Annotated in this window: 9 protein-coding genes; 5 read left to right on the top strand and 4 right to left on the bottom strand. The window is 38.4% G+C overall.

Annotated elements, in window-relative coordinates:
- Window positions 1-401: 401 nt before the first annotated feature.
- Together ACMFKV_RS01095 and ACMFKV_RS01090 are read left to right on the top strand one after the other, a co-directional pair.
- On the top strand, window positions 402-1607 hold the full coding sequence (locus ACMFKV_RS01095; protein ID WP_336287806.1) for an aspartate aminotransferase family protein: 1206 nt from the start codon (window positions 402-404) through the stop codon (window positions 1605-1607).
- A gap of 918 nt (window positions 1608-2525) precedes the next feature.
- Window positions 2526-3539, top strand: coding sequence for an Hsp33 family molecular chaperone (locus ACMFKV_RS01090; RefSeq protein ID WP_413154275.1), 1014 nt, complete (start codon window positions 2526-2528; stop codon window positions 3537-3539).
- A 718-nt stretch (window positions 3540-4257) separates the two neighbouring features.
- On the opposite strand, the gene ACMFKV_RS01085 is transcribed toward ACMFKV_RS01090, so the two are convergent.
- Window positions 4258-4857 (bottom strand): Smr/MutS family protein, encoded by a 600-nt coding sequence (locus ACMFKV_RS01085; RefSeq protein WP_413154274.1) that lies wholly within the window; start codon window positions 4855-4857, stop codon window positions 4258-4260.
- Window positions 4858-4914: 57 nt separating this feature from the next.
- Window positions 4915-5607, bottom strand: a complete 693-nt coding sequence (locus ACMFKV_RS01080; protein WP_336287687.1) for a Tim44/TimA family putative adaptor protein — start codon at window positions 5605-5607, stop codon at window positions 4915-4917.
- Between the two features lie 183 nt (window positions 5608-5790).
- Between ACMFKV_RS01080 and ACMFKV_RS01075 the strand changes: the two genes are divergently transcribed.
- Both ACMFKV_RS01075 and secB read left to right on the top strand, forming a co-directional pair.
- Entirely contained in the window at window positions 5791-6297 is a 507-nt protein-coding gene (locus tag ACMFKV_RS01075; protein ID WP_336287686.1) for an FxsA family protein, read from the top strand.
- A gap of 140 nt (window positions 6298-6437) precedes the next feature.
- Complete coding sequence (gene secB, locus ACMFKV_RS01070) at window positions 6438-6914, top strand: protein-export chaperone SecB (protein WP_336287685.1); 477 nt, start codon at window positions 6438-6440, stop codon at window positions 6912-6914.
- Window positions 6915-6970: 56 nt separating this feature from the next.
- Here secB and ACMFKV_RS01065 read toward each other — a convergent pair whose 3' ends face one another.
- A complete protein-coding gene (locus ACMFKV_RS01065; protein WP_336287684.1) occupies window positions 6971-9268 on the bottom strand; it encodes an NADP-dependent malic enzyme in 2298 nt (765 codons plus the stop codon).
- Window positions 9269-9476: 208 nt separating this feature from the next.
- Between ACMFKV_RS01065 and mutS the strand changes: the two genes are divergently transcribed.
- Window positions 9477-12227 carry a DNA mismatch repair protein MutS gene (mutS, locus tag ACMFKV_RS01060; RefSeq protein WP_336287683.1) on the top strand — a complete coding sequence of 917 codons (2751 nt, stop codon included), beginning with the start codon at window positions 9477-9479 and terminating at the stop codon, window positions 12225-12227.
- Between the two features lie 312 nt (window positions 12228-12539).
- Here mutS and ilvD read toward each other — a convergent pair whose 3' ends face one another.
- Window positions 12540-14381 carry a dihydroxy-acid dehydratase gene (ilvD, locus tag ACMFKV_RS01055; protein ID WP_336287682.1) on the bottom strand — a complete coding sequence of 614 codons (1842 nt, stop codon included), beginning with the start codon at window positions 14379-14381 and terminating at the stop codon, window positions 12540-12542.
- Between the last annotated feature and the right edge of the window lie 404 nt (window positions 14382-14785).

Raw genomic sequence — 14785 nt, 5'->3', positions numbered from 1 at the left:
TCAATCATATTCTCAAATAAGCTGAATGAAAAATTCTTATACCCTACCCGAGCACAAAAAACTTCACTCAACCTGTGGAATTTACGAACCGAAATACAATTTCGCTTGCCGATTTAAACTACAATATGCACTGACTCAATGACAAGTGTCTTTCCCTTTTAAAAGGTCTATTTAGGATGTTTTCCCCAACTTGCGAATCAATCATAGATAAAATTGTTCCTTTTATTCAAGATTTTTTTATACAAATATACCCCTTTCAGAACTTTTATTGACTTTTTGTCAATCAATGCAATCATTTATATCGATAATTTATCGTAATAAAACGCTGCTATACTGTATTGAGAGACGCAGCACAGTTTTATTGGTGGCATTGCAAAACTCACAACATAAAGGAAATAATGATGAATACCATCGCTACACACCCACTTTACCAGTGTTTTGCTCGACGTCATTTACATTTTAAGCAAGGTGACGGTGTATGGCTTATTTCCGATAAAGGAGAGCGTTATCTTGACTGTACATCTGGTATTGCCGTCAATGCATTAGGATACGCACACCCCAAATTGGTTGATACGCTTAAAACACAAGCTGAAAAGCTGTGGCATGTCTCCAATCTTTTTCAATCACCTGAACAAGAAACTCTTGCTGCACGACTTTGTGCAAACAGCTTTGCTGATAAGGTCTTTTTCTGCAATTCTGGTGCCGAGGCACTGGAATGTGCATTTAAAACTGCTCGTCACTATCATCATGCATCCGGTCATCCAACACGTGTTGAAATTATTACTTTTGAAGGAGCATTTCACGGACGCACACTTGCAACGCTTGCTGCTACTGGGCAAAAAGAATATCTTGAAGGCTTTGGACCTAAAGCTGGTGGATTTATTCAAATTCCCTTTTGTGATGAAATTGCTTTACATAACGCTATCAATAAAAATACCGCAGCCATCCTTATTGAACCTATTCAAGGAGAAGGAGGAATACGAACGGTATCTTATGAAAATTTAAAGCTTTTGCGCAAAATATGTGATGATAATAATCTTTTGTTGATTTTGGATGAAGTCCAAACTGGCATTGGACGGACGGGGAAGTTTTTTGCTTATGAGTGGAGCGATATCGTACCTGATATTCTTACCCTCGCAAAGGGATTGGGTGGTGGATTTCCGTTAGGAGCTTGCCTTGCAACAGATAAAGCTGCAAAAAGTATGACACTAGGAACTCACGGCTCAACCTTTGGAGGAAATCTTCTCGGTATGGCTGTAGGCAACAGTGTTCTTGATATCATATTAGAACCAGACTTTCTCCACCATGTTCAGCGCATGGGGTATAAGCTAAAAAGTGGGCTCTCGACAATTTTAAATACTTACCCCGACATTATCTGTGCAGTTCAGGGCATAGGTCTTATGGTAGGGATTCAATGTGTCATCCCCTCTCATGTTGTCATTAACGCATTGGAAAATGAATATATTTTGAGTGTTGGTGCCAACAATAACGTAGTGCGTTTATTACCTCCCCTTATCATCACTGAAGAAGAAATAGATGAAAGCTTATATCGTATTGAAAAAGCAATTTCCTATCTTTCACAAACAAACAAAGAACGACAAATGTAATATCATGATAAATAAATCCTTATCACTTCACTCATTTATCTATTTGCCCGTAAAGCGCGCGCTCCTCTTATGCAAAGCACCTCGAAATGAATTTCAGCGCAAAAAATTCATAATATTTTGTTAGAAAAATATTAACGATGATTTTCGGAAAATTATCTACACGCACGTGCTTCATTTAATAAAAATATAAATATGTTTCGTTTGATGAAAACATTACTCATTAATTACTTCAAAAAAAGCAGTCCGCGCACTGTAAAATCTCCCAGATATTGCACAAATATTATCACTTTTTATGAAGTACATTATTCTACGGGTTCAAATATCACACGCTATTGAAATGAACGCAGTATGTTCAAAATTTTCGTCATTAACAATTTTACAGATCATATATCTTTGCCAAGCTTTAGCACCTATAAAGAACATTGCAGACATACTGTTAGAAAATATTTTCTTGGATAAAAGATGGCAATAATGTCATCCACCCCTTGATAAACACAGCAAACTTTCCTTAATTTTCATTTGCAACTTGATCTGAATCACAGGCAAAATGTTAATCTGGCAGCACACACACAAAGTAAATATTACACGCACAAATAATCCCTAAAAACTGCCGAAGATATCGATTACATCATTATAGACACGTGGAGTTTTTAGGATAAACACTTTGTAGCCACAATCACTCATGCCTTAAGCCTTATCAAGCCAATGAACCCGTGATGAATACGCTAAATCCAACACCTTCTTCATGCACTGTCTCATTCATCATAATCAAGAAGTTATAGATTTTGCGTTCAATAAACCGCATTTTAATATAAAAATCCTCTTCATGCCTAAAAAGTAGTTCCTTCATGGTGTTTACAAGATGCGTTTTTCTCTTCACAATAACCTGCCAAAACAAATAACATAAAAGGCGAAAATATGGGCAACAAGCACGAACAAGCCAAAAATAAAACTTCTCTCCATAACATCTACATGAGTGAAGATGATACTGTTATTCCCTTTCAAGTCGAAGAACTTGATATCCGTGGGCGTGCCGTACAACTTGGGGAAACTTTAGATTCCATTCTTACAAGGCATCAATATCCTGAACCTGTTTCTTACCTTTTAGCAGAAGCTTTAGTTTTGACCGTTCTTCTTGGTACTTCCCTAAAACTTAAAGGAAAGTTCATTTTACAAACTCACTCCAATGGACCAGTTAATATGTTGGTTTGCGACTTTTCTCCTCCTTCCAGTCTGCGTGGTTACGCTCGTTTTGATGAAGAAAACCTAAAACAAGCAATAGCCAATGGTCAGACATCCTCAGAAACACTTCTTGGCAAAGGAACTTTAGCCTTCACCATCGATCAAGGCACTTATACGCAGCGCTATCAGGGAATTGTTGAACTAGATGGATCAAATTTACAAGAAGTTTCCCGTGCTTATTTTGACCAATCAGAGCAAATCCCAACCGATATTCGTTTAGCGGTCGCTATCTTGATTAACCGCGACCAACAAGGAAAACCGCAAAAAAGCTGGAGAGCCGGAGGTGTTTTAACCCAACTTTTACCCCAAACATCACCAGCTCATCATAAAATATGTGAATCCAATAAAAAATTAGCAGAAACCAAAACTCGTGCCCAACTTGAAGATCAGTGGCAAGAAGCCAAAGCGCTCACTGCAACCATTGAAAATACAGAATTGACCGATCCTCAAGTTGGTAGCAAACGACTATTGTTCCGCCTTTTCCATGAACAAGGCGTCAGAGTTTTTACATCTCTTTCTCTTGTGAATCAATGCTCCTGTTCGCGCAAAAAAATTAAAGACATACTAGAAGGATTTCCCTCTGAAGAACGTATCCAAATGATTAAAGACGAACATATTTCGGTGACATGCGAATTTTGCTCAACAGTTTATCATTTTAAGCCACAAGAATTTTCTCAAGAAAAAACATGATAAATATTTCTCACAATAAAGAAAATGCTATAATATCCTAAGTTAATTTTATCATACCATTGTATCTTAGCATTAACTGACTGAGCCTCAGCAGTTTTGTTTATCTCATCCCCTTCAACTCGCTCACTCCTTTACACCTATAACGCTCCTGTTAAAATCAGTAACAAATTCCATTACAATCTATCAGCACAGCTTTCGTTTCAAAAATTTCACCTTCTTTTAAAATATCTCTGTCATATTTTACATATCAGAAATTGATCGCTTACAAATCAAACTAACTCCTTCGAGTTCTTTTTAATGATAACGATAAGCCTCAATGACAGCACATCCCACGATTAAAAAAGCAAAGACAAAAAACTGTATGACTTTGACAGCGCAACTGCCAAAAACATTATAAAACATGTGATTATGTAACAAATCATCAAATACAAAGCTGCAAACAAACGTTTAATTACTGAAAAATCAGAACTTACCCAAATTTCTGCGATGCTCTAAGTGGCTGCTATACAGATCATGATTGCACACATATTCTGTTTTGCAATAACAGCAACTCTTAAAATCGCAACAGCAAAGATCACTGCCCGCAAAAATTGAAAATGATAATGCAAATACTAAAAAAATCGTTTGCTTTCACATCTCTTACAAGAAAATAGGGTTCGCAAAATATCGCTCTTGATGAAACCAACACTCAATCTAAAATAACCAAAAAAACATACCCTTACCTTAATACAGAACGGCGCAACCGAACATACAGCGCACCACCACCACCATGCTGACGAGCAGCTTGCCCAAATTCATGCACATAATATCGAAAAGCTGGTGTTGACAACCAATGAGGAACAAAATGAGACAGAACGCCATCACTCCCATGCGATCGACCTTTTCCTGTAATCACGAGCACATAGCGCAACCCATTTTGCTGCGATGATTTTAGAAAATTTTTTAAGAAAAAGTAAGCCTCCTCCTGCGTATAACCATGAAGATCAAGATGCGCATCAATAGGATAACGACCTTTGGCAATTTTACGATGTGCTATACGATCGAAGGAATGATCTGTATGTGCCTGTGCAACAGGTTCCTTTTCTTTTTTAGCCGTTTTTTCTTTTTTAGCCGTTATTGGTCTCTGTTGATTTTCCTGAAAAAATGGATAAATTTGTGCTACACGTTGGTTTTCATGGTCAACATTTGCAGCCTCTTCTGGAAGAGGAGAGTGAAGCTGATTATGAAGCGGTATTATAGTACGACATACCATTTCCCATAAAAGGCGGTCTTTTAAAACTAATGGATCCCCTTTTTGTCTCCATTTCCCCGTAGCCATTTCAGTTTTCAATCTCTTATAAATCTTATCTATATGATTTTATGGACGAAAAGCGTTTTAATTTTCATCTTCTGTTGCAAAAAGCTTCCAGTTGGGATCTGATGATAGACTATTGCGAACAAAAGTCCAAACATCTCTAACTTCTACAATAGTTTCAGGATCACCATCTATACATTCTTCCTGCTCATTATAAGTTACAGAAATCATTTCACTGACAATACGCACAGTTAAAAACTCTTCTTTTTCTTGCATTGCTGCCGCAACAAATTCGATCTTATTAATTCCAACAAAAGTGAACTGGACTTTTTCACTGTTTCTTTCGCGTTGCTCAATAGCCGCGCAAAAACTTTCAAAGACATCCTGAGAAAGCAATTTTTTAAGCTGATCACGATCACCTTTGGCAAAAGCTGTGACAATCATTTCATAAGCAACTTGAGCACCCTTGATAAAAAATTGAGGAGAAAAATGAGGATCGCTCTGACGAATAGCCCGCAAGCCTTCATTCAAAACACTTCCCTCAGGTGCAATTGCGTTAATTTCACTAAAATCGCCCTTTTGCGAATTGACTTGGTGAGGGAACGAAACAATATTATCACCCGTTTCTGTCTCAACCTGTTTTTTAGAGCAATCTGAATAAGGATCAAAGGGAGGCTTTTCAAAACCAATCCGTTTTCCTAAAACATTACGCAGCTGCACAAAAACGACAACCATAATAACAAGAGCTACGACAAGTACGATGTCAAATTCCATGGACACTGTCAATCTCCAAACCTAAGATGATCTGTAATAAACATTGCAGTCAATATCATTTATCAATAAACATGTAAAATAGGGAATCTATCATTTAAATATTTTTTATAGTTCCCAATTTAAGTTCAAAAAGGATAACTTTTAATAATTTTTTGCCTCAAATTTTGAAAAGGGAATTTTCATGTGATCAAATCTTACCCTATAAATCCTCGCTTTTTTGTTATTGTCATTTTTGGCGCTCCCTTAATCGAAATCGCTAGTTTTATCTTTGTTGGCAAAGAAATTGGAATTTTGGCAACTTTGAGCTTGATCATTCTAACGACAGTTGTTGGCAGTATTTTATTGCGAATTCAAGGTATTAGCATTTTAAAAAATATACAACGTGAGCTTATTCAAGGACGTACATTAGAGAATTATATAATCAATGATGCCTTCATCATTATTGGTGCAATTTTACTTATTGTTCCTGGATTTGTAAGCGATATTTTAGGAATACTACTCCTTATTAAACCAGTCCGTAAAATTATCTGGTATTTGTTTTTGTCATTTAATAACAACACCAGCAGCTATCATAAGAACAATGACAATACCAAAAATAAATTTGAAAAAATAATTGAACTTAAAGAAGAAGAATATCAAATTCACAATGTCAAAGAATCACCGTGGCGAAAAAATGATAATAATCATTGAAATGCCTAAAAAATCTGTCACGGACATAAAATAATAAAGACAAGGAGAGCGTTTCTTGCAACCTTTTGTAAGGCGTGGTAACCAGCTTGGTCGTTAGATATAAAATAGAAATACACACATTATAATGAGAGGTTCGTAGTATGGCTGAAGGTGAAATTAATAACAATGGTGGAGAACCAGTTTTTGCTGTATTGACTCAATATTTAAAAGATTTTTCATTTGAAAATCCAAATGCCCCTCGCTCACTGCATCCACGTGAGAAGGCACCGCAAATCGATATCAACATCAATGTCAACGCCAATCCAATTGGTGATGACAATTATGATGTCGTTTTATCCCTCTCAGTCAAAGCCGATGATGACACTGAAACGTTATTTCACGTAGAATTAATTTATGGTGGTGTTTTCCATATTAAAAATATTTCACAAGAACATGTTATGCCACTTGTTTTCATTGAATGTCCTCGTCTTTTATTTCCATTTGCGCGGCAAATTATATCTGATGCTACTCAAAATGGTGGTTTCCCACCTTTGTGGATTGATCCGATTGATTTTGCAGCTCTATTTCAAAAACGTATTGCTGAAGAACAAAAAAACAGCCAGACACAACCATCTTAAAACAAACTTTGTTTCTTTATTATCAAAAAGGCCCTGAAATATCAGAGGCCTTTTTTTTATAATTTTTTTGCATGATAAGCAGCTAAAGTTGCGATATTGACAACATCCGTATCGTTTCCACTAAACGGCACAATTTGAACAGATCTCTCCAATCCAATCAAAATAGGACCGATAATGGTTGCTTCACCGAGCTCTTGTAACATTTTGCTAGCGATGGAAGATGCGTGATATCCAGGCATCACCAAAATATTAGCAGGCTCCGTTAGTCCCAGAAAGGGATATTGCTGCATCAATTTTGAATTGAGTGCCACATCAGCACTTATTTCTCCATCACATTCAAAGCTAACCTTGCGTTCATGCAAAATATTAATAGCATCCTGAATATGCTGTGTAACCTGTCCTTTCACATAGCTGAAAGTAGAAAATGCTACAAATGCCACCCGCGGTTGATATCCTAAATTACAAACAAAAGAAGCTGCCTGTTCTGCTATATCAGCAAGTTCTTCAGCGTTAGGGCTCTCGTAAACGGCTGTATCAGCAATAAATACAGTCCGCCCACGACAAATAGCCATTGAGATACCAATCAACCGTTCTTTTGGTTTCTCATTAATTACGCGACGTATATCAATTAATGCTGTCTCATAATTGCGTGTCACCCCTGTAACCATTGCATCACCATCCCCTAACGCTACCATACAAGCAGCAAAATAATTGCGATCATTATTGATGCGGCGATGACAATCACGCAATAACCAACCTTGGCGCTGCATCTTTTTATAAAGATAATTTGCATAAGCATCGGTACGGCAAGAGAGCTTAGCGTTCATAACAGAAATGCCTTCACGCTCAAGATCAATACCAGCAACAATAGCAGTTTTCTTAATTTTTTCTTCGCAACCAATCAAAACTGCTTGCCCCAATTTTTGATGAACATAGGACACAGCTGCCCGCATTACCTGTTCTTCTTCACCTTCTGCAAAAATAATTTGTTTTGGCGCTTGACGAACATGATTATAAACACCACGCATAATGGAAGAGATGGGATCACGTCTCGCATTCAAATCACGCTCATAAGCCTCTAAATCATCAATGTGCTTTTGTGCGACACCGCTTTCCATTGCTGCTTTTGCCACTGCAATTGAAACAACCGTAAACAAACGCGGGTCAAAAGGAACAGGGATGATATAATTTCGACCAAATTTCAATCGCTTTCCGCGATAAGCTTCCGCAACACTCTCAGGCACTTCCTCATGAGCTAAATCTGCCAGAGCTCTTGCTGCAGCAATTTTCATTTCTTCATTAATGACCGTTGCGCGTACATCAAGTGCACCACGAAATATATAAGGAAAACAAAGAACATTATTTATCTGATTTGGATAATCTGAACGACCTGTCGCTATAATAGCATCCTCACGCACTTGCATAACCTCTTCTGGCGTAATTTCTGGATCGGGATTAGCCATAGCAAAAATGATTGGCTGAGGTGCCATCGACTTTACCATCTCAGGAGTAATTGCACCTTTGGCAGAAACACCGAAAAACATATCAGCACCTTCCATCGCCTCAGCAAGAGTACGTTTATCCGTTCGAATAGCATGAGCAGACTTCCACTGATTCATCCCCTCCTCACGACCTTCATAGACAACACCCTTCGTATCACATAATATGATATTTTCAGACCGAAACCCCATTGCCTTAATGAGTTCAATACAAGCAATTCCTGCAGAACCAGCACCATTACAAACCAACCTTGTGTTTTCCATATCACGCCCAGTTAAATACAAAGCATTAAGCACACCCGCAGCTACAATGATTGCAGTACCGTGCTGATCGTCGTGAAAAACAGGAATATTCATTATTTCACGTAAGCGACTTTCGATCATAAAACACTCAGGTGCTTTAATGTCCTCAAGATTTATCCCACCAAAAGAAGGCTCTAAATGACGCACCAGATTGATAAAACTTTCCGTATCATTTGTATCAACTTCCAGATCAATTGAATCAATATCTGCAAAGCGCTTAAAAAGTACTGCTTTGCCTTCCATTACTGGTTTAGATGCCAACGCACCTAAATTGCCTAAACCCAAAATAGCAGTTCCATTTGATATAACAGCAACAAGATTGCCTTTTGCCGTATAATCATAAGCCAGCGCTGGATTTTGAGCAATTGCTTTAACTGGAACAGCAACACCTGGCGAATAAGCAAGTGCTAAATCATGCTGCGTTGCCATAGATTTTGTCGCAACAATTTCAAGCTTTCCAGGTCGACCACGACTATGAAAATCAAGAGCTTCTCGCTCACTGACACTATAAACCGTTTGATAGGCTTTTTGATCCTGTTCACTTTTTTTCATCTTACTTCATTTCTCCAAAAACAGTGCAAATTCCTGTTCGATAATGCGTTAATTATCTGATTTTAAAATTTGATTCATATGCCAGAAGTCGCTATGCTCGCTTTAACAGATATGATCATGCGTTTCAATTTAGAGATAATGAAGACAAGCATTGAAGTAAACAAAAAAGGGTATCAAAGCCTCTATTGAAAGGATCAAGCGCGTAAAAATGAATAATAAAACTGAGCATAAAAATGATTTAATCTCACAACCCGCGCCTTTATCTGTTCCGCACCAAGAACGCCTCACACCTATGATGGAGCAATATATAGAAATCAAAGCAGTCAATAACGACTCCCTTCTTTTTTACCGTATGGGTGATTTTTATGAATTATTTTTTAATGATGCGATTGAAGCTGCTCAGGCTTTAGGAATTACACTCACAACACGCGGCAAACATTTGGGTGAAGATATCCCTATGTGTGGTGTTCCAGTTCATGCTGCGGATGATTATTTGCAAAAGCTGATTTCTTGTGGTTATCGCGTTGCTGTCTGTGAACAGACAGAAAATCCAGCAGAAGCTAAAAAACGCGGATCAAAATCGGTTGTTCGACGCGATGTTGTTCGCCTTGTCACACCTGGAACCATAACAGAAGAAAAGCTTCTTGATCCAACGCGTGCAAATTATCTGATGACACTGACCCGCATTAAAACCAGCGATGGAGAAGAATTTGCTCTTTCTTGGATTGATATCTCAACAGGTATCTTTCGTGTAGCAGAAAGCCGCCATGAAAAACTTTTAGCAGACATTATGCGTGTGGATCCACAAGAAATCATTGTAGCTGACTCCTTTTTTTATGATAAATCTCACAAATCGCTTTTTAATGTTCTCGATCGTATCATTTCACCTCAACCAGCTAGTCTTTTTGATGTAATCACTGCTGAACGCGACATTTGCAGCTATTTTAAACTCTCAACCCTTGAAGGTGTTGCCGATTATTCGCGCCCCGAACTTTCTGCAATCGCTGCTGCCATTCGCTATATCGAAAAAACGCAAATTTCTCACCGTCCTCCTCTCATGCGTCCTGAGCGCCAAAATGAAAGTGCTACCCTTTTTATTGACGCAGCAACTAGACAGAGTCTTGAACTTGTTCGAACCACATCAGGTCAACGTGATGGAAGCTTACTAAAAGCCATTGATCGCACTGTAACAGGAGGAGGATCACGCCTTCTCGTTGATCGTTTAATTGCTCCTCTAACCACACCTTCAACTATTGATAAGCGCTTAGATTCAATTGCCTTTTTTCTACGCAACACTTCTCTTGCAGAAGCTATACGGCTTATTTTAAAAGGGGGACCAGATATGCCCCGCGCAGTTTCACGCTTGGCTCTTGGTCGAGGAGGACCACGTGATATGGCGACAATTCAGCGTGGTTTTGACATTATTCGTGAACTTAATCAGCTTCTTAATAATGAATTGCCTCCTCAAGAAATAAGTGATGTACAACATGTTTTCTCACATTTACCCACAGCTTTGCATCTTCATTTAGAACAGGCATTAGCCGATGATCTCCCACTGCTTAAACGCGATGGTGGTTTTATTCGTCCTCATTATCATAAAGAGCTAGATGAAATGCGTGCTCTGCGTGATGAATCCCGCCGTATTATTGCTGAACTTCAAGCACAATACGCTAAAGAAACAGATATTAAAACACTCAAGATAAAGCATAATAATATTTTAGGCTATTTCATTGAAGTAACCAATTTACAAGCACCTGCTCTCACCAATACTCCACAAGCAAAAGCGCGTTTTATTCACCGACAAACAATGGCAAACGCTATGCGTTTTACCACAACAGAACTTGCCGAACTTGAAACGCGTATTGCCCATGCAGCCAACCATGTTATGACTCTCGAGTTGGAAATTTTTGATACTCTTGTTAATGAAATTACCGAACAGGCTGATTTTATTCGTAAAGCAGCTGAAGCACTTGCTGTTTTAGACGTATCTGTTGCTTTAGCATATTTAGCTGAGGAACAAGGATATTGTCGTCCAAAAATTGACCAATCACTTACCTTTCATATCACCGCTGGACGCCATCCTGTCGTAGAGCAAGCACTACGAAAACAAGCTGCAGAACCATTTGTTGCGAACAATTGTGACCTTTCTGTGCAAAAAAATCATCAATATGCAGCAATTTGGCTTTTAACAGGTCCCAATATGGGAGGAAAATCAACTTTTTTACGGCAAAATGCTCTTATCGCTATTATGGCGCAAATGGGCTCTTTTGTGCCAGCCACTTCAGCACATATTGGTGTTGTCGATCGCTTATTTAGTCGTGTTGGTGCTTCTGATGATCTTGCACGGGGACGCTCAACCTTTATGATGGAAATGGTTGAAACAGCAACAATTCTTAATCATGCTAGTAGTCATTCTCTTGTTATCCTTGACGAAATCGGACGGGGAACATCAACTTTTGATGGACTTTCAATTGCTTGGGCAGCAGTTGAATATCTTCATGAAGTTAACCACTGTCGTGCCATTCTTGCTACGCACTTTCATGAAATGACTGCACTCACCGAAAAACTTAACCGTCTTCATAATGTAACAATGAAAGTCAAAAATTGGGATGGTGATGTGGTTTTTCTTCATGAGGTTACACAAGGTGCTGCAGATCGATCTTATGGGGTACAAGTTGCAAAACTTGCGGGACTTCCCGCAGCGGTTATTACACGTGCTACAGATGTTCTGCACCAATTAGAACAAGGCGAAATGGCTGGAAAAGGACATAAATTAATTGATGATTTACCGCTATTTTCTCTTAAAGCAACATCTCCCATTAATGAAGAAACAAACAAACGTTGCGTACTCCATGAAGCTTTAAAAAATATTCATCCTGATGAACTCTCTCCTAAAGATGCTTTAGAAGCACTTTATCATCTTAAACAACTTGAAAAAGACACTCTCCCTATAAAGTAAATTTAAAAAAAGCGCCCTTTCTCTATGATTCTCAGTTCACACTGACGTACCTACCATACTGTCATTTGCTTTTTATTCAATGTATCTTGATAATGTAGCGTATAGAGAAAAAATTTGCGCATAATATTTTCCAAGATCAAATTATAAGATTTCATACAAAAAAGGATAAAATCTACAACAATCCTCAAATCTTATATTCACAATGATTCGCAATCTTCTGCGAGGCTAAGAGAGCAGTCTGCTTAAAATATCATGCAAAGGCATCACAATCTCTAAAAGCTCTATCTCCCCCACCTAAGATGAACTCTTCATCTATAAAACATTACGAACTGCGCCTTTTGCCGCAGAAGTCGTCATAGCTGCATATGCTTTGAGAGCCTTTGAAATTTTACGTTTACGCTTTTCAACTGGTTGCCAAGCTGCTTTTCCCTTTTTTTGCATTTTAGCACGACGCTGTATCATCTCAGCATCATCAACCAACATATGAATGGCACGATTAGGGATATCAATTTCTATTATATCACCCTCTTCTACCAGAGCAATTATTCCTCCTTCAGCAGCCTCTGGTGAAATATGCCCAATAGAAAGCCCTGAAGTCCCTCCTGAAAAGCGACCATCCGTTATAAGTGCACAAGCCTTTCCTAATCCCTTGGACTTCAGATAACTCGTTGGATAAAGCATTTCCTGCATTCCAGGTCCACCGCGCGGACCTTCATAACGAATTAAAACGATATCACCTGATTTAATTTTATCGGTCAAAATCGCAGAAACAGCTGAATCTTGGCTTTCAAAAATCCTTGCTGGACCTTTAAAAGTTAAAATTGATGGATCAACACCTGCTGTTTTCACAATACAGCCATCCTTTGCAAGATTCCCATAAAGAACCGCCAATCCTCCATCTTGCGAATAAGCATGTTTAATATCGCGAATTACCCCTTTTTCACAATCAAGATCAAGAGTATCATAGCGACAAGACTGATTAAAAGCTGTCTGTGTTGGCACACCGCCTGGTGCTGCACGATAGAATTCATGAATTATTGATTCATGAGTTTGTTTCACATCCCAACGACAAAGAGCTTCTTTCATTGTTTTTGCATGAACCGTATAAACCGATGTATCAATGAGTTTCGCTGCATCCAATTCTCCTAAAAGTCTCATAATACCACCAGCGCGGTGGACATCTTCCATATGCACATTAGCAATAGCAGGTGCAACCTTGCATAAAACAGGAACTTGACGTGAAAGACGATCAATATCCGTCATAGTAAAATCTACCTCACCTTCTTGCGCAGCTGCTAAAAGATGCAAAACAGTATTGGTTGATCCTCCCATAGAAATATCAACGGTCATTGCATTTTCAAAAGCCTTTCGCGAAGCAATAGAACGTGGCAAAACTGTCTCATCGCCTTTTTCATAATAACGCTTAGACAATGAAACAATCTGTCGTCCAGCTTCTTCAAAAAGCATCCGACGATCTGCATGTGTTGCTAACATTGATCCATTGCCAGGAAGAGAAAGCCCTAATGCCTCAGTAAGGCAATTCATGGAATTTGCAGTAAACATTCCTGAACAAGAACCACATGTAGGACAAGCAGCACGCTCCATTTCAGCAACTTCTTCTTCTGAATTATGTTCTGAAGCCGCAGCAACCATTGCATCAACTAAGTCAACACTCAGATCTTGATCTTTCCATTTAATCTTACCCGCTTCCATAGGACCGCCTGAAACAAAAATTGTTGGAATGTTCAACCTTAGAGAAGCCATTAACATACCAGGCGTAATTTTATCACAATTGGAAATACACACGAGTGCATCAGCACAATGAGCATTAACCATATATTCAACAGAATCAGCAATGATTTCACGTGAAGGCAAAGAATAAAGCATTCCGTCGTGCCCCATAGCAATTCCATCATCCACAGCAATCGTGTTAAACTCCTTCGCGACACCGCCAACAGCAGCTATTTCTCGTGCAACAAGTTGCCCAAGATCTTTTAAATGTACATGTCCTGGTACAAATTGCGTAAAAGAGTTCGCAACCGCAATAATGGGCTTACCAAAATCAGTGTCTTTCATCCCTGTTGCACGCCAGAGACCACGAGCCCCTGCCATATTGCGTCCATGAGTCGATGTTCTTGAACGGTAAGAAGGCATTATTTTTTCCCCTCAAATAATTCCATTTTTCTGTTGTGCTGCAACACAACCATAAAAACAAGAGCTCTAACATTAGAAATAAAAAATGTCTCTTATTGAGACATTTAAATCACAAAATTTCCATCTATGTATGTATAAGCCCTACTCAACAGCCATTTTTCATAATCCAACAAAACTGTTCAGTAGAATCTTCTGCTGTTACCTTAATGATGTGATATAAGTTAAAAATAGCTTTTTTTCTTTTTTATACGCACTACAAAAATATTACTAACTTACTTTTTCGCTTTCATAATAATAAAGCCCCGTAAGTATTGTAAATCAATAAAAGGCGCACAGTGAATAAGCGCATTATAGAATCCGTCGAAAAATATAGGGAAGAATTATTATAAACACCAAACTGCTTT

Source organism: Bartonella propinqua, assembly GCF_047263965.1.
In the GTDB taxonomy this organism is placed as follows: Bacteria; Pseudomonadota; Alphaproteobacteria; order Rhizobiales; family Rhizobiaceae; genus Bartonella.
The sequence above is the reverse complement of the archived record's forward strand: the minus strand, read 5'-3'. Positions and strand labels throughout refer to the sequence as shown.